Genomic DNA, 15,681 nt, shown 5'->3' on the forward strand with positions numbered 1-15,681 from the left:
GGCCGGCGCAACGCCTACCGCAACACTCAGCGCAACACGGCGCCTTAAGGGGTGAAGCGGCTGCCGGGCGGGTTGGTCACCGTGTCGCCCTGCGATCGGTGCCCAGGGTCTGGAGCTGGTCGCCGGTCGCGCGCACGACCAGGTCCAGGACGTCGTCCAGGGCGAGCCGCAGTTCGCGTCCGTCCTGCGACGCGGCACGGGTCGGGGAGTCCGGGATCGCGGCGCACCGCGCTGCGACCCGTGCGAGCCGCCCCTGGGAGACCTCGGGCCGGCCGCGCGCAGCCCGACGCGTACTGCGTGGGCGCTTGCTCCGCCTTCCGCGAGTCGTAGTAGTGGGTCATGGCAAAGCCGAGGACCAGGGCCACGGCGAAGCCGATGGCTTCATGATGTCGACAGCGCTGTGGCAGCGGTTGTGCGGTACGGCCGACCGGTGAGAGTCGGCAGGGGCCCCGTTCCTCCGACTCCGGTCAGTCCATGGTGCCTGCGATCCCCTCGCCGGTTCGACCGGATGTTCTGACGGATCGAACCTGCGGTGTCTGTTCGGCTACGTCCGTCACGGCCTGGTGACCGGCGCCGGCATCTGCCGCATAACGCCGGGCTGGGGGCGGATGATCGCGTCTCCGGTTCTACGAGAGGGGCTCTTGAATGCTGGCCAGGTTGAGGGGGCTGTGACGGCAGTCGTCGTCGCAGGGGCGCTGCTGGCACCGGTGGCGTTGGCATCGGAGGCAGCGGCGGCGACATGCGCCCGGCACACGACCGGGGTGTGCAAGGCCAACAGTCCGCATCCGCGCGGCGCGACGGCGAAGTGCAAGGACGGCACCTACTCCTACAGCGCCCACTTCCGCGGCACGTGCTCCGGCCACCGTGGCGTGAAGTACTGGTACCGGTAGGACCGGGGACTTCGCGTCCCGCTCCGGCCGGGGAGCCGGGGCGGGACGCACCTCATCCGGTCCGACGGTTTCCCGGAGCGGCGCCGCCCGGGTCTGCCGACTCACTACGGTCGGTGCATTGGGAAAGCGCCCGGCTAGGGGCGTCCTTCGAGATACGAGCACCTCCGGGCCGTGGAGCGGAACTCTGGCGGCGACAGCCCGTAGCGCGGGTGGCGGGCGCCGCTTCGCCTGTACGGCCAGCGCTCACACAAGAACTGTGGCGTGCAGCACTACGTGACGTTCAGTTCTGCGGTTGCTGAGACGGCCGGCGGCGGTGCCGCAGTAAATGCCGGATTTACTGCGGCAGAGCCCCTACCGTGATCACCGCGACCTGCGGCGGGTCATTCCAGCCGCCGGGGCGAGGTGTGCGCATTTACTGCGGCAGTGCCGGAAGGGCGGGGCGGGCATGGCGGTCGAACCAGTGACCGACATCGGGAGTGGGGGCGCGTTGCGGTTGCCGCACCCCGCTTCGTCCCCCTGTCCGCCCCGCCGGCTACGTACACCGGGGTGCCCTGGGGTGGCAGGCCGGAGTTGAGTGGACGCTGCCGTGGTCGGGCTCTTGGTCGGGGTGCGCCCATCAGGCCGACCACGCCCCGTAAGCAGGGGCCCCGGCGGTGGGACAGCTCAGGCGGCACTCCACTGGTGCGCGCGGCCGCCGCGCCACTCGATCCACCGGTCGTCGTCCAGGATGCTGTCGGGATCCCGGATGCCCGCGCCTTCGAGGAACACCACCAGATCGTGATCGCTGTAGGCGGTGCCGAGGATCTCGTCCCGGCCCTGGGAGTGCACGGTGACTCTCCGGCCGGCCGTGTGGGAGGGCGGGTGTACGACTATCGGCGCGCTGCTCACGCTTCCCAGCGTGCCCCTGGCAGGCCCGCCCGGCGAGGGCGCTGCGGCGGTCAGGGGCTGTCGCCGGAGTAGTAGAAGCGGCACATCACTCCGGGACCGGGCACGCGCGGTTCGCCGGGGCGCGGGTCGTACAGGGCGCGGCCGCCGGGGAACTGCGCGAGCTCGGTGGACAGGGCGGCGCCGTCGTCGACTTCCTCCGGCTGCCAGCCGGTGATGTCGAGCAGCAGTCCGTCCAGCGGCCCGCCTATCAGCGCGGCGTAGGTCTGCCAGGGCAGCGGGCCGGGGTTGGGGGCGTCGTAATCGTGGCCGTACACGCGTCCGCGCAGCAGCTGCTCATCGTCGCTGTTCATGCGCTCCAGCGTTCCAGCCGCCACCGACAACCGGCCCTGGACGGCGGCGTGCCCGGCCGGGGTGGAGGCCGGGCACGCCGTGCTCAGCGTGGCTTGGGCAGTGCGGCCAGCGAGCGGCGGTCCTCGGCTTCGCCGACGATCCTCCACACCGGCCGGTCGGGCCTGCGCCGGGTCAGCTGCGCCAGGGTCGTGGTCGCCACGGTGATCCGCCAGTTCGGGCGGGCGCGGTCGTGGAAGGCGGCCTCCCTTGTTGCCGGTGCCGCGCGGCGCGGGGCTGGAGCGAAGACGAACAGCAGCGGCGGGAAGGGCCGCTCCAGATGCGGTCCGGCGTAGGTCTCCTGCCAGTGGCTGCGCGGCGCCCGGGCAGCGTTCCCGCGTCCGCTCGCGGGTGCGTTGCGGTAGGCGTCGTAGCGCTCCAGCTTGGCGAGCAGGCGGGCGTAGGACATCGTTCGGTCGATCTCCACGAAGGCGTGGGAGCCATCGGCCAGGAGCACCACGCCGTCGGGCACCAGGTTCCCGGCCGGAGTGGGGTGTGCGACTTCCACCTGCCAGTCGGCGTGGTAGGCCGCCTCAGCCTGGTGGAAGGCGACGACGGTGTCGACCAGCGCGAGGCCGTGTTCCCGAAGCCCCGTCTTGCTGGCGGCGACGCGCTTCCCGGTGGTCCGGCCGGCCGTCGGTGCGAGTTCACCGGAGGCTGCGGCTTCGGCGAGGCCCGCAGGGGTGCAGTACCAGTAGCTCTGCTGGGCGCGGTTGGACCGGCCGACCAGGGCCGGGGATTCATCGCGAAGGTTGCGCAGCACGCGCCGGACGTGGTCGGTGTCCTGGTGGTGTGGCAGCAGCAGCGTCTTGAGCTGGCGGGGTGTGGCCAGGCGCAGCTGGGCGAGGGTGAGCAGGACCTCGCCGCGGATCTCCGCGCCGGCCTTCGCCGCCGCCTTCCGGCACCGGGACGCTTCTCCAGGCACATCAGTGCTGGGAGAAGAGGAGTTGCAACCGGCCGGGACGGGGCGACAAGGGGTCTGATCAGCAACAACCGTCAGCCGGCGGCTCGGAGTTGCGGGGCTGGGAGCGTGGCTTGCTACAGGACCCGCCGCGGGGCTCGCTGTCGCAGCGCCGTCCGACCCGGTCGGCGGCGTCGGCGGGACGGGCGGGAGGGGTGCGGTGGTCATCGCGTCCTCGGGATTCTCCGGCCGTACGCGGCCGGATCGGTGACAGGTCCGGCCCGCACGCGCGAGGCGTACGGGTCGGAGCCACCGTGAGAAAGCACCCCTTGTCCGCGACCTGTTGGAACCCACCCACCACTGTCCGGAATGTCGACGCAACACCCCTGGCGGAGTCTTTTGTCCGTGGCCGACGCCACACCGCCGAAGCTTCGGACGGCGGTGGCGGCAAAGCCACAGAGCTCAGGGGCTGCCCGACTGGGTAACGCCCTGCGCGAGTTGGCCGACGACGTCGAGGACGGTCTGGCCGAACCCGGTAGGGGCGATCAGTACGCCGAAGACCAACACGATCACGACGGTCAGCTTCTCGTCGTTCCGGCTCCGGGCGTGCGTACGCCGCCGCAGCCGCACGACGATGATGACCGCCAACAGAACGGCAACATTGATCGACAGAACCACCGGCCAGCCCTCCCCGTCACACGAACGTCCCAGCCCACAAGTAGCTCGAACCACTCCATGCGGTGGGTTGATTACTGATCGTTGGCGGCAAAACGCTTCTGCCCGGCTGGATTTCCGGCCTTGACCGGCCCAGACAGCCGCGCATCGCCCATACGCGGCACGGTGCGTACGGGGCGCACGGCGCGATGTGTTGTGCACAACGCAACGCACTTCCTGGCTTCGTAGGTGGGAGCGGCCACCACATGTCGACGAGTTTGGGCAGCACTTGTCGATCACCGAGCAGTGAAATGTCGATGAGAACTGACACCGCTCGGTGGCGGAGTCGACGTCTCTTCTCTGCTATTTGGTGATGCTGCGGTTGCTGTTCAGGATGTCTTCGGGGTTTGCTGCCCTCGCCGGTCCGCGTCCTGTCGGCGAAGGCCCTCGAGGATGACGTTCATCAGAGGCCGTGCTGTTGCTTCCCATTCATCTCGGTCCAGTCGGCCGAGGTAGGCGATGAGCAGGAGGACCCCGCGGGCGTCCACGTCCGTGCGGATGGAACCGGCTGCTTTCCCGGCGTTCAGCAGGTGGCCGAGGGCGCCTTCGATGGGGTTCTGGCTGTGGGCGACAAGGTCTTGCCACGCTGCCGGCTCGAGCGCTGCCAGGACGCCGTACTTGATCTCGGCGTAGTCGATCACTCGGTCGAGCCAGTGACGCAGGGCTTCCACGGGCTCGTGTGCCGCCAGTAGAGCGGAGGCGGCGGTCACGAGTTCTTCGACGTCGCGCCGGTAGACCTCGGCGAGGAGCGCTTCGCGGTTGGGAAAGTTCCGGTAGAGCGTTCCCTGTCCTACACCGGCGCGCTTGGCGATCTCGTTGAGGTGGACGTGGTGGGACTCGGCGAGGGCTGCGCGGGCAGCCTCAACGATGCGGGTCCGGTTCTGCACCGCATCCGGACGGCGTGCTGGCGCACTCATGGGCCTCTCCTGATGTTCCGCCTCTGACAAGTGGACACGTGTCCGGTAGGCTGGCAACGCAGCGGACACGTGTCCACTTTACTTGGAGGCAGTAGTGCTCTCTCTTCACGGCAAGATCGTCGCTATCACCGGAGCGAGTAGCGGCATCGGCGAAGCCACGGCCCGGCTACTCGCCCAGCGCGGCGCTACGGTCGTCCTCGCAGCGCGCCGCAGCGAGCGCATCGACGCCATAGCGCAGGAGGTCCGGGAGCAGGGCGGCCGTGCCGCCACGTGCGTCGTCGACGTCACCAAGGCCGAGGACCTGCAGCGCCTGGTCGCCACCACCATCGACCAGTACGGCCGTATCGACGTACTGGTAAACAACGCCGGCATCGCCCCGATCAGTCCGTTGGCCGACCTCGACACCGAGAGTTGGTCGGCCATGATCGATGTCAACCTTCGCGGCATGCTCAACGGCGTCGCCGCCGCGCTGCCCGCCTTCCGCGAGCAAGGCTCGGGCCACCTTGTGAGTATCGTCTCCGTGGCCGGCCTGTCCGGCGTGTCCCCCTCGATGGCTGTCTACGCCGCGACCAAGAACGCGGTGCGCACCGTCCACGAGGGACTGCGCAGGGAGTCCACCGACGGGGTGGTGCGCACGACAGCCATCTCGCCGGGATACATCCGCACCGATCTCGCCGACTCCATGGCAGACCCGAACATCCGCGAGCAGACGCGCAAGAACATGGACGCGGTGGGCATCCCTCCGGCGGCGGTCGCCCGCGCGGTGGCCTTCGCCATCGAGCAGCCCAGCGACGTCGAGATCGGCGAGATCAACGTTCGCCCCACCGTCCAGGCGTGACACTTGCCGTCACCGGTCAAGTGAGACGGCCGCCAGCCGCTTGCACAACGCCACTGTCTGGCCGGGCGTCCCGACGAGCAGAACACAACTCCGGACCTGGCTCCCGGTCTCAACGGGAGCGACGCCTCCCACCGCAAGCACCCCAGTGGTGTCAAAACTCAGCGATATCACTCTCCGCCAACACCGGGCGGTGTCGCCGTCGATCGACAACCGGTGTCAGAACTCACTGATAGAGCCACACTTCCCCGCCAGCGGTGCGCACCCGGTGCGGTGCACTCCCAACCAGGTGCGCACGTTGCGGTTCACTCCCGCGCGGCGGTGCGCATCGTCGTGCGGGAGTGCGCACCGCACCCGGCACCCGTTCACGCAGCGTGAAGGACTCAAGAGCGGGTGCGGGAGGGAGAGTTCTCCCCTCGGGCACAGCATCGCGCACGCATAAGGGGACGATGCGGACGGTAGCGAACGTGGTCTAGGAAAAACGTCCGAACCTTCGACCCCGACAAGGGCTGATTCCCAACTCGACAAGGGGTGCGCAGCCGGCGGCACCGGCCCCGCGCACCGTCACTTAGCGTATGCGCACTAGAGAGTGCCGGGAACTCTCGCGGACATCGCGGTGCGCACCGGTACGTCCGGGCGGAGTGCACGACATCGTCGACGCGCGGGCCGGTGCGCGCGGCGCGGCTGGCCATGCGCACCCGATGTGCGCGGCGCGGTGCACGGCGAGCGCACGACGTCGTCGGTGCGCGCACCGGATGCCGGGATGTCCCGCACTCACCGCTGGCGTCGGCGCAGGCGCGCCACCACGGGTTTGGTCGGCCACCGGGGTACTGCCGCGAGCGGCGTCGGACCGGCGGAGGCTCCGGAGACGGATACAGCGCCACGCGCAGCCGGGACGCGTCGGTGAGCTGCTGAAGGTGCTTCAGGCGCTCCGGCGAGAGGTACGGCGGGATCGGGTCAACCATGCGGGCCTCCATGCTTCGGCGAGTGGGTCCCCCGCGCCCTCGCCCGTCCCCGCCGTCTCCGGAGCGTGCGCTCCGGCAGCGTCCCGGCAGTTGGCCCGGCGACTTCGCCGTCCGTTCCGCCGGGCGGGCTCCGGTCTCCCTCAGCGGCCGCGGCCGCCCGCTCCGCTGCCTTGGTCCGGCTGCGCCGGGTGGTGCTGCTGCTGACTGTCCACGTCGGCGGCCGGGGCCTGCTCCGCCTGCCTGCCTGCCTCGTCTGCTCCGCCTGCTCTTCGACCGTACGGCCGCGGGCCTCTGCCGCGTAGGTGATCGCGGCGATACGGGCGAGGTTCTGCGGCGAGGTCATCCACGTCTCGGGGCCGTCGTCCGGCCCTCCAGGTACTCCTGCGGTTCATGTACCACTCCGTCGGCACCCCGGTGTCCGCATAGCGGCGGGCCACTGCCGCTACCTCGTCGACCGGCGTACCCCGACGCAGTACCCCGGCCGGAACCTCGACCCAGTCCACGTGCTCCCCCCCCCGCATGGCTCCTCCTCCGGCCGAACAACATCATGATCGCCTCGGTAGTCGGGACGGACATCGGCCGATGGACCTGTCTCGACAGCGACCTTGGGACCAGGACATCGGGTCACGGAACGGCTGCGCTACGGCATAACGAGCGGTGCACGTTCGCGTGTACCAGGCGGAGCATCTTCATGTGTACGCCGACACGGTGACCCTCGCGTCGATGAGGACACCGCAGACGGCTTCGATGACGTCGGTGATGTTGGCTCGGGTGGTGACGGGCAGGCCCAGGAAGCGGGCGAACTCCACGGCCAGCATGCGGGAGGTCGCGGCGGGCGGGACGGTGACGTAGACCACCGGGATCCGTCCGTCGACTCCGGGGTGCCGGCGTCGGTCGATGGCCTCGATGGTCTTGCCGAACTGGGTGAGTGCGGTGGTCTTGCCGGTGCCGGCCGGGCCGGACAGGATCAGGCCCCGGCGGGCGCTGATCGCATGCCGGTTGAGCAGGGTCAGGCGCCTGCCGGTGTGGACGACGGTGCGCAGGGTGGAGGTCTCGGCCACAGTCAGCCGAGTGTGGTAGTCGATGCGGCCGTCGTCGTAGTCCAGCCGCTCGTCGGCGTCCAGGCCGTCCAGGACGCGGTCGGGCAGAAGGTCGGGCGGGGCCGGATCCCGGACGGCGAACTCCCGCCAGCCTTCCAGGGTGGTGAGGTAGCGGTGCAGTTCCTCCCGGTCCAGAGCCCGTCGCCAGCCGTGCTGCCGACCCGGGTCCGGCTGCCCGCCGGGGGTGGGTCCGGTCGCGGTCACCATCGCTTGTCAGCCTCCTTGAAGGGGTCGAAAACGCCGAGGGGGATGACCTTCGCGACCGGTTCGTCCTGGGCGTCGCCGCCCTCCTCGTCGTCGTGGGGGCGGCGGGCCGTCTGTGCCGGCGGGTGCGGTCTCGGGCTGGGGCGGCCGAGGACCGGGGTTCTCGGCGGCGGCCCGGGTCCGGGCGGCGACCCGCCGGTCGCGACGGGAGGGGCGAGCCTTCCCGTCGCCGCTGGGGCCCTGGCTGGCTCTGGTCAGGAGTTCCGTGACCGCTTGGGCAATCTGTTCCTCGGTCGGGTCGCTCTCGCCCCGTTGGCGCAGGTCAGCCGCGGCGTGGTCCCAGGCCAGGTCGCCGAAGGGCTGCGGGACGGTGCCGAGGTGTTTCCAGGGAACCGGGATCCAGCCGCCCTCCCAGTGGTTGCGGACCCAGATCCAGTTGGCGTCGTAGGGGTCGCGGTGGACCTCCCACAGGTTCTTCTTGCGGGTGACCCCGGAGGGCTGACGCCGCAAGGGGCCCAACTCCCCGCAGTCGTAGATGCGATGGTTGATCTTGACGCCGTAGGAGTTGACGGCCCGCCAGGTCGCGGGCAGCAGCTCGACGTAGTCGTCCCCGGCGAACGCGAGGGGGACGTAGCCGGCGCTTTCGACGAGGCTGGCGTACTTCTCGTTCGGTGTGAAAGTCCGGCCGGGGCTGCCGGGGTCCCGGAGCCCGTCGTGGCGCCTGTTTTGCCACTTGGCGACAAGCCATTCGTCCAGAAATTCCTGGATCTCCAGCATCGACCACAAGGGTTCGTCCTCAACGCGCCGGCCGCGATGCTCGGCCGTGCGGCCCAGGTAACCGGGGAGGAACTGGCAGAACAGCGTGGCCACCGATTCGAGCGTCCGCTCGATATGGGGCTTCTCCGCAGGCGACCGGGGGTGGCAAGGCTGGAAAATGATCTCCAGGGTTCGGCAGGCGGAGCGGAAGTTCTCCGAGATGAACGTCTTGCCCCGGTCACAGACAATGGTCTCGGGGATGATCACCGGCCGGGCCGCTGCGTGCTCCAGGCACTCGTCCAACGACAGCAGTCTGCGGTGCGGCAGCACCGACCGGGACATGCTCAGCGCGTCCGACCAGCCCGGCCGCATCGGCTCCGGGGTCAGAGCGCGGGCCAGCAGCAGCGAGGCGTCAACCGACTTGGTGGTGGGCCGCACGACCGCGGCGGCGATGGTGCGGGTGGCGACATCGACCAGGCCGCAGAGCTCGACCCTGCCGGGAACCCCCTCATCGAGCCGCACCAGCACATCCAGCGGAGTGGAGTCGATCTGCATCAGCTCGCCCGGGGCCGCGACCTGCTCGTAACGGAACGGGCCCTCCGGTTGGTCGGCCAGGGACCGCCGGGTCCGAGCCGACCCGGTCACGTGGACACCGCCAGACAGCTTCCCGAAGAGCCGGTAAAACGTGGCCCGTGACGGCATCTCCACCACGTCCTCGCCGTGCTCGGCGGCCAGAATCCGCCCGGTCCGCCAACGCGCGTACTCGATCGTGCGGGTGGACGCCGGAACACTCTCCGCGATGGCCTGACGCATCGCCGCCACCACGCGAGGATCAGCACGGCCCAGCAGCGAAGCGTGCGGGGCAAGGCGGTGGTCCACCACCGCAGCGACGCCGCCGGCCTCGTAGCGCTGCCGCTTGCGCTTAACGGTCCGCGCGCTGATCTCCTCGCCCAGCGCGGCCAGTTCCGCCGCCTTGGCCCGCTCCCGCTCTGCCAGCGACCGGCAGCCAGGGTCGTATTCCGGCCGGGGCAGGGCACCCGCCGGAGCATCCGGCGACAGGCCGGTGAGGATCTCGATCAGGTGCTGCTGCCACCACAGCGCCCGCTCTGCGGCCTTCTCAGGCAGGTGATCGAGCAGCGCGGCCGAGCCCAGCGCGGCCCGCTCGCCGACGCCGAGGACAGCGAAGTCCTCGGCCGCCTGGAGGTGGACCTAGTCGATGAGCATGCCCGTGCCGTGGACATCGGCCAGGCGAACCCTCATCCCGGTCAGTCCGACGACCGTGTACGTACGTTCCTCGAACCTGACCCGGCCCCCCAGACACAGCCGCCCCGGACGCGCGGACCTCACGACCGCCCCCATGCCGCCAGGCTGACGACCGTCCCGCCACCGAGCGGACCCGAGACCAGGTCCGCCGTCAGCTCGTGCCGCCAGAGCAGGTGATAGAGCACCGGCAGCACCGCCATCCGGTCTCCGACCCGATCGGCCCCCGCGAACAGCAACTGCGGTTCGACAAACACCTCCCGCAACAGCGCTGCCAACGACGCCCGGTGGCAGCGTGGATGGCGGTAACGCGCCAGCCAGCGCAGATTCGCCCGGAACGGCTGACCCAAATAGTCCGGAGTGTGGTCACGATCCCGGTCGCCATCCACCCAGGCCAGGCGGAAGGGCTGAGAGGCCAGAGCGACGACGGCGGGATCGAAATCCAGAGCCATCGCGGCGTCCCGCTCCACCCACGACTCATAACCCACCAGGTCACGCGAGGTCACTGCCCAGTAATCACCCGTGAAGTTCTTCTGCCCCTTGAACGTGATGAACTTCCGGGCCGGGGAGGCAAGTTCGAAGGGCTCTCCCCAGTAGCGGGCCAGCGGACCGTCCCAACGGACACCGTCAAGACCGACAAACCCCACATGGACGTCCGACGCGTACTCCCAGGCAGGTACCGCCTCCGCAGGCTCGCCCACGAACACCTCCCACCGCCCCTGACCCTGCACTGCGAGGGTGGAACACCCCGCGGAGCTTCAAGACGCGGACGAGGAAGGCGTCACCCGAACGAGTGACGTCAGACGGTCGGCGAGGACGTTCCCACACCCTGAAGACACTTGACCTTGACCACAGGTAAAGGACGACAGTGTCAGTGGCGACCAAGCCGGCGAGCTGAACGCACATGGCTCTGACCGAACCCGGACGAGAGGAACTCGCATGCATGACGACGCTCTCCTGACAGAGCAAATGGCCTACTACAAGGCCGGCGCGGCCGAGTACGACCGACCCTACGCAGAGTACGAAGACCTGCGGAAATTACTGGCTGCCGTCGATAACCTCCCGATTACCGGGGACGTGCTGGAGCTGGCCTGCGGAACAGGCCAATGGACCCCGAGGCTCGCCGCGCGGGCGCAGTCCGTGACGGCTGTCGACGCGTCATGCGAAGTACTGGCTCTCGCCCGTGCGCGCACCGCGTCCCCCACTGCCCAGTTCCTTGAGGCCGACCTGTTCGAGTGGCAGCCACCACGACGCTACGACACCGTGTTCTTCGCCTTCTGGCTCTCCCACGTCCCGCCGACACGGTTGCCCGACTTCTGGAACACCGTCGCCACCGCGCTCGCGCCGGGCGGCAAAGCGATCTTCATCGACGACGGCCCCGCCGCAGCCGCCTACGAGGAAGTCCTCGCGAACCAGACGACCCCGACCGCGCTTCGCCGACTCGACGACGGCAGCCAGTACCGCATCGTCAAGGTATTCCACGATGCCCAGACGCTCACGGACGACCTCACAGCTCAGGGGTGGTCGATCCACACTCGGCCCATGGCCGGGAACTTCATCGGCATCGCAGAACCGCCGACCACCGCCGGCTGAGAAGCCGCGCTGCGACACCGGCCTGCACCGCGCGGTCGCGTAGGCGAACCAGGTCACTTGAGACCACGGGCGAATCGGACCAGATCACCTGAGACAGAGGCCAGATCGACAGAGACAGGACAGCGGGAGTGCTCGGCCGTCAGCAGTCTGCTGTCCTGTCTCAACGAAGTTGGTCGTCCACCCCTACGCTGACCTGCGTGGACTGGATTGGGTGAGACGCGGGGACTTGGTTCGTTGAGACAAATCTCGGGGGCCAGGGCCGAACAGCCTCAGGGCTGTCCGGTCTCAGGTCTGGTTGCCGCTGTTCTGGCCCGGCCGTCACGCCCTGGCACTGGCGACTCCCAGGCCGTCCATGTAGTCGCGGACTCGCATGATCAGGCCGTTGTGGACGTGGAGTATCAGGAGACCGGGGACGGTGAACGTGGTGGCCTTGGTCGGCAGCGTCCCCACCACGACATGCTCGGCGATGATCACTTCCGGATCGGCGGTCTCGTGGGCCGAGATCCTCCTGACCTCCTGCACCTGGGCGGGGCTGGCGCCCCAGGCCGCCCGGTATCCGGCGCGCACGGCCTCACGACCCTCGAAGCGTGGGGGGAAGCCGGGTGAGGTGAACGGGAACTCGTGCACCGCATCGATGGTGTAGAGATCGGCGAGATCGTCCGGGGACTTGTCGAGCATGGCCTGGTAGTAGCAGGTCAGCACCTCGTGAGGGGTGCGAACAGCAGGTGTAGCCAGATGGGACACGGGGATTATTCCATTCGCTCAACACTTGTTGACCCACTCACCGTAGGATCGGCCGGAAGTTCGGTCAACGGCTGTAGAGTGAATTGGTGTCCACTCCACGCCAATCCCGCGCCGACCGCCGCCGAACGACCGAGGCACGCATCCTCGACGGCGCCCGGGAACTGTTCGCCAAGAAGGGATTCGAGCGCACCACCATTCGCGCCGTGGCGGCCGCGGCGAGCGTCGACCCAGCTCTGGTCATGCAGTACTTCAGCTCGAAGCGGGAGCTGTTCAACCAAGCCATGCAGGCCTTCCCCGCCCCGCTGACGGCCACTGATACCGACACGCTCGTCGATCAGTTGCTGGCCTCGCTCGGCCTCAAGCTCGGCGGTCTCCCCGAAGGCACGCTGGCGATGATTCGGTCCATGCTCACCGACCAGGCGGCAGCCGATCACGTCCGTGTCGCCCTCGGCCGCCAGATCGACAGCGTCGGTGCCGCCCTGCCCGCAGCCGAGGATCCCGAACTGCGCGCCGCACTGGTTGTCACCACGTTGCTGGGCGTCACCATCGGCCACCAGTTCCTCGGCCTGGCCTCGCTTCGTGAGGCCCCTGTCGATCGCATCGCCACGTTGCTCCGCCCGGCCATCAAAGCCTTGGCAGGAGCGACGGAGTGAACGCGAAGCCGCCGATGCTCGGTGAGTGGAGCGCAGCTTCCGCGATCCGTAAGAGCGGGCAGGTCGTTACTGAGGCTCAGCAGCGGTATTAGGGGAAAACGAGCTCCACGGTGCTTCCGTGTCGGCTTCATCAGACTGGCGCGATGGCGGAATGGTTTCGCGAGGGAAGGACGCGTCGTAGATCCTCCGGCTTCGATGGAAGGCGACGAACTACAACTCGACGCACGGCCCCGCCTGATCCACTGTCGGCGACGGCTGAAAAGTGGACCAGGGGCGGCGCTTGGGTTCTAACGCTTGTCGCAACATTCCTTGATCATTGTGGAGTTTTGATGGCGAGGCGGGGACGCAAGCGCAGACTGGAGCTCGAGGCCGAGTACTGGCGCCTCTTGGCGGCTGGGGTGGGCAGCGTCGAGGCGTGCAGGCAACTCGGCATCGGGCGCAAGACGGGCTACCGTTGGCGGGCGGAGAATGGTGGCCTGCAACCCGACTACCTCCCGGAAGCCTCGCGTTCGGGCCGGTACTTGTCGCTGTTGGAGCGCCGAAGGATCGCCTCGTTGCGTGGCCGCGGCCTGGCCATCCGGGAGATAGCTGGCCTGCTCGGGCGGGCACCGTCGACGGTCAGCCGGGAGTTGCGGCGCAACAGCCGCCCGCACGACTACGGCAGATACGACGCCGACCTGGCCCACCACCGCGGCCGCGAACGAGCCGGACGTCCCAGACGCTCCAAGCTGTCCACGGACCCTGAGCTCAAAGCCGAGGTGCAGTCCAAGCTCGACCTGGAGTGGAGCCCGGAGCAGATCGCCGCCCATCTCAGGACCCGCTGGCCTGACCATCCCGAGCGACACCTCTGCCACGAGACCATCTACCGAGCCCTCTACCAAGGTGCCAAAGGCGGCTTGAGCAGGACCCTGACCAGGAAGCTTCGTACCGGCCGACCGCTGAGAAAGAAGCGTCGCCGCCCTGACCAGCGCATGCCCAGATTCGTTGCGCCGGCCGTCCTCATCGACCGTCGGCCATCGCTCATCGAGCTGCGCGAGCGTCTCGGCGACTGGGAAGGCGACCTCGTCGTGGGCGCCCGCAGCCAGTCCGCCGTCGCCACGCTCGTCGACCGACGAACCCGCTATCTCCTTCTGGTCCCGCTGCCGGAGGGGCACTCGGCCGGCCAGTTGCGTGATGCCCTCATCGCAGCCCTCGGCAAGCTGCCGGAACGGGCACGTCGGAGTCTCACGTGGGATCAGGGCTCCGAGATGTCACGCCATCATGAACTTGCGCCCTACTTCACCGACGGGATCTTCTTCGCGCGCCCCGGCAGTCCCTGGGAGCGAGGGACGAATGAGAACACCAACGGCTTGATCCGGCAGTACCTGCCCAAGCGTACGAACCTGTCCCTGCACACCGCTGACGACCTCCGTGTCATCGAGCAGCGGCTCAACAACCGACCCCGCAAGACACTGAGTTGGCAGACCCCGGCTCAGGCATTCACCGCGGCTCTGGCACTCTCAAGCCTGCAAACGTTGCGACGATCATGCGAATCCGCCCTGTCACCTGATCGGTGGCCAACTCGAAGAAGCTCAGTGGAAGAAGCGATACCACACCAGGGCCGGGGTGGAAGGCAGCATCTCGCAGGCGGTGCGGCGCACCGGCACCCGACGTACTCGCTGTCGCGGCCTCGCCAAGACCGCTTTGGCCCAGGTCCTGACCGCGGCCGCTCTCAACCTCTACCGTCTCGACGCCTGGTGGACCGGAACCCCCTGGGTACGACACGAGTCTCCCACTACGAACAACTTGTCCTCAGCCTCACGGCCTGATCGACAAAACCCACATAACATCGGCCAACAGAGTCCCACAGGGGCGGCAGAGCCTCCAGGAGTCGGCTGGATCGAGTCCCAGAATCAGGGCATTCCTCCGCAGACGCGGATCGGGCCCAGTGGCGCCGCGATGCCGGGATGTACCTGGGTCTGTCCCCGAGAGGACTGTGGTCAGTCCGCCGTCGGGGCCGCTTTCAGAGCTTCGGAGGTCAGTTCGCCGCGTGGGCCGATGGCGTCGGCCACGCTCAGGCAGGTGCTGTCGTGGAAGATACCGAGTTCGTAGTGCACGGAGTCGGTGTCGACGGAGCGGACCGTGAGCCCGATCTCGTAGTCGCCCGGGTAGGTCACCTCGCCGAGATACTGGATCTGGTATGACGAAGGGGGCAGATCTGGCACCGAGCCCGCACCACTTGTCCCAATCGAGTGCGAGGTGAAGGTGGCGACGGCCTCGTCGTACCAAGTGGTCAATGCGATGAAGTTGACGTGCTGGTTGGAGTCGACGTCACCGATCCGGGAACGCAGCGTGGCCCAGTGCGAGTAGTGGGCACGTTGCAGGCGCTCAGGGCGTGGACGGGCAGCTGCCGACGTTCCTGTCTCCGGTAGCTGCATCTCGTCGAGATCGGCGATCAGCTCGTCCGGAAGCTGGAGCGGCCCCGAGTTGTCGGCCAGCACGACGGTGGCGTCGCCCCTGCCCACATGCTTGCCGTCGACCATGATCACCTGTTCGAAGGTGAATGAGGAGCGCCCGATCCGGCAAACGCCGGTGTGCACTTGCACGTGGGTACCGGTCGGGCCGGCCGGAGCAAGCCGATTGACCCGTTGGCCGACGAGCAAGATCTGGTACGGCCCGAAACCACCCTTACCGATGAGGCGTTCGAAGCGGTGCAGCCGCAGCCGGATCCGGGCGTCTTCCAGCCAGCGGGCCATGCCGGTTGTGCTTGCCGAGCCGTTTCGACCAAGATCGGCCTGTCGTACCCGGACATCGATCTGGATACCGAGCCTCTGACCGTCAGGAGTGTTCATACATGATGATCTTAGAGCAGCGTCAACTTCGCCACCAGGTCGG

The 15,681-nt window shown here is 68.5% G+C and carries 15 protein-coding genes and 3 pseudogenes; 6 read left to right on the forward strand and 12 right to left on the reverse strand.

Annotated elements, in window-relative coordinates:
• Positions 1-668: 668 nt before the first annotated feature.
• Complete coding sequence (locus AB0H86_RS06800) at positions 669-890, forward strand: DUF3761 domain-containing protein (RefSeq protein ID WP_362433877.1); 222 nt, start codon at positions 669-671, stop codon at positions 888-890.
• 663 nt (positions 891-1,553) lie between these two features.
• On the opposite strand, the gene AB0H86_RS06805 is transcribed toward AB0H86_RS06800, so the two are convergent.
• The 5 genes from AB0H86_RS06805 to AB0H86_RS06825 form a co-directional block, all read right to left on the reverse strand.
• Entirely contained in the window at positions 1,554-1,778 is a 225-nt protein-coding gene (locus AB0H86_RS06805; protein ID WP_362433879.1) for a hypothetical protein, read from the reverse strand.
• A gap of 50 nt (positions 1,779-1,828) precedes the next feature.
• Positions 1,829-2,128, reverse strand: coding sequence for a hypothetical protein (locus AB0H86_RS06810; RefSeq protein ID WP_362433882.1), 300 nt, complete (start codon positions 2,126-2,128; stop codon positions 1,829-1,831).
• An 83-nt stretch (positions 2,129-2,211) separates the two neighbouring features.
• Positions 2,212-3,090: a replication-relaxation family protein gene (locus AB0H86_RS06815; RefSeq protein WP_362433884.1), complete on the reverse strand. Its 879-nt coding sequence runs from the start codon at positions 3,088-3,090 to the stop codon at positions 2,212-2,214.
• 438 nt (positions 3,091-3,528) lie between these two features.
• Positions 3,529-3,744 carry a hypothetical protein gene (locus tag AB0H86_RS06820; protein ID WP_362433887.1) on the reverse strand — a complete coding sequence of 72 codons (216 nt, stop codon included), beginning with the start codon at positions 3,742-3,744 and terminating at the stop codon, positions 3,529-3,531.
• 365 nt (positions 3,745-4,109) lie between these two features.
• A complete protein-coding gene (locus tag AB0H86_RS06825) occupies positions 4,110-4,697 on the reverse strand; it encodes a TetR/AcrR family transcriptional regulator (protein WP_362433889.1) in 588 nt (195 codons plus the stop codon).
• A gap of 94 nt (positions 4,698-4,791) precedes the next feature.
• Between AB0H86_RS06825 and AB0H86_RS06830 the strand changes: the two genes are divergently transcribed.
• Positions 4,792-5,535 carry an SDR family oxidoreductase gene (locus tag AB0H86_RS06830; RefSeq protein ID WP_362433892.1) on the forward strand — a complete coding sequence of 248 codons (744 nt, stop codon included), beginning with the start codon at positions 4,792-4,794 and terminating at the stop codon, positions 5,533-5,535.
• Positions 5,536-6,886: 1,351 nt separating this feature from the next.
• Here the strand turns inward: AB0H86_RS06830 and AB0H86_RS06835 are convergent.
• The 5 genes and pseudogenes from AB0H86_RS06835 to AB0H86_RS06855 form a co-directional block, all read right to left on the reverse strand.
• Positions 6,887-7,018, reverse strand: a pseudogene (locus AB0H86_RS06835) (formylglycine-generating enzyme family protein); the annotation flags it as partial.
• Between the two features lie 168 nt (positions 7,019-7,186).
• On the reverse strand, positions 7,187-7,804 hold the full coding sequence (locus tag AB0H86_RS06840) for an AAA family ATPase (RefSeq protein WP_362433894.1): 618 nt from the start codon (positions 7,802-7,804) through the stop codon (positions 7,187-7,189).
• A 6-nt stretch (positions 7,805-7,810) separates the two neighbouring features.
• Positions 7,811-9,370, reverse strand: coding sequence for an integrase (locus tag AB0H86_RS06845; protein WP_362433896.1), 1,560 nt, complete (start codon positions 9,368-9,370; stop codon positions 7,811-7,813).
• 396 nt (positions 9,371-9,766) lie between these two features.
• Positions 9,767-9,904 (reverse strand): hypothetical protein, encoded by a 138-nt coding sequence (locus tag AB0H86_RS06850; protein ID WP_362433898.1) that lies wholly within the window; start codon positions 9,902-9,904, stop codon positions 9,767-9,769.
• The gene (locus tag AB0H86_RS06855) at positions 9,901-10,518 is read right to left on the reverse strand and encodes a TnsA-like heteromeric transposase endonuclease subunit (RefSeq protein WP_362433900.1); all 618 of its coding nucleotides are present in this window, start codon (positions 10,516-10,518) and stop codon (positions 9,901-9,903) included. Before AB0H86_RS06855 ends, AB0H86_RS06850 begins: the two co-directional genes overlap by 4 nt.
• Positions 10,519-10,756: 238 nt before the next feature.
• On the opposite strand from AB0H86_RS06855, the gene AB0H86_RS06860 reads away from it, so the two are divergent.
• A complete protein-coding gene (locus AB0H86_RS06860) occupies positions 10,757-11,410 on the forward strand; it encodes a class I SAM-dependent methyltransferase (protein ID WP_362433902.1) in 654 nt (217 codons plus the stop codon).
• A gap of 318 nt (positions 11,411-11,728) precedes the next feature.
• Here the strand turns inward: AB0H86_RS06860 and AB0H86_RS06865 are convergent, their stop codons facing one another.
• On the reverse strand, positions 11,729-12,154 hold the full coding sequence (locus AB0H86_RS06865) for a nuclear transport factor 2 family protein (protein ID WP_362433904.1): 426 nt from the start codon (positions 12,152-12,154) through the stop codon (positions 11,729-11,731).
• A gap of 86 nt (positions 12,155-12,240) precedes the next feature.
• Here AB0H86_RS06865 and AB0H86_RS06870 point away from each other — a divergent pair, with 86 nt between their 5' ends.
• The 3 genes and pseudogenes from AB0H86_RS06870 to AB0H86_RS06880 form a co-directional block, all read left to right on the forward strand.
• Positions 12,241-12,807, forward strand: coding sequence for a TetR family transcriptional regulator (locus AB0H86_RS06870; RefSeq protein WP_362433906.1), 567 nt, complete (start codon positions 12,241-12,243; stop codon positions 12,805-12,807).
• A gap of 329 nt (positions 12,808-13,136) precedes the next feature.
• A pseudogene (locus AB0H86_RS06875) lies at positions 13,137-14,243 on the forward strand (IS30 family transposase); the annotation flags it as partial.
• 160 nt (positions 14,244-14,403) lie between these two features.
• A pseudogene (locus AB0H86_RS06880) lies at positions 14,404-14,547 on the forward strand (transposase); the annotation flags it as partial.
• A gap of 239 nt (positions 14,548-14,786) precedes the next feature.
• Here AB0H86_RS06880 and AB0H86_RS06885 read toward each other — a convergent pair.
• A complete protein-coding gene (locus AB0H86_RS06885; RefSeq protein WP_362433908.1) occupies positions 14,787-15,638 on the reverse strand; it encodes a thioesterase family protein in 852 nt (283 codons plus the stop codon).
• Positions 15,639-15,681 lie beyond the last annotated feature (43 nt).

The sequence above is a fragment of the Streptomyces sp. NPDC050997 genome, from assembly GCF_040660135.1.
Taxonomy (GTDB): Bacteria; Actinomycetota; Actinomycetes; order Streptomycetales; family Streptomycetaceae; genus Streptomyces.

Bases quoted from the DNA above. Each gene is read 5' to 3' on its own strand.
- AB0H86_RS06810 (WP_362433882.1), bottom strand. From the start codon at position 2,128: ATGAACAGCGACGATGAGCAGCTGCTGCGCGGACGCGTGTACGGCCAC.
- AB0H86_RS06825 (WP_362433889.1), bottom strand. From the start codon at position 4,697: ATGAGTGCGCCAGCACGCCGTCCGGATGCGGTGCAGAACCGGACCCGC.
- AB0H86_RS06840 (WP_362433894.1), bottom strand. From the start codon at position 7,804: ATGGTGACCGCGACCGGACCCACCCCCGGCGGGCAGCCGGACCCGGGT.
- AB0H86_RS06845 (WP_362433896.1), bottom strand. From the start codon at position 9,370: ATGCGTCAGGCCATCGCGGAGAGTGTTCCGGCGTCCACCCGCACGATC.
- AB0H86_RS06860 (WP_362433902.1), top strand. From the start codon at position 10,757: ATGCATGACGACGCTCTCCTGACAGAGCAAATGGCCTACTACAAGGCC.
- AB0H86_RS06885 (WP_362433908.1), bottom strand. From the start codon at position 15,638: ATGAACACTCCTGACGGTCAGAGGCTCGGTATCCAGATCGATGTCCGG.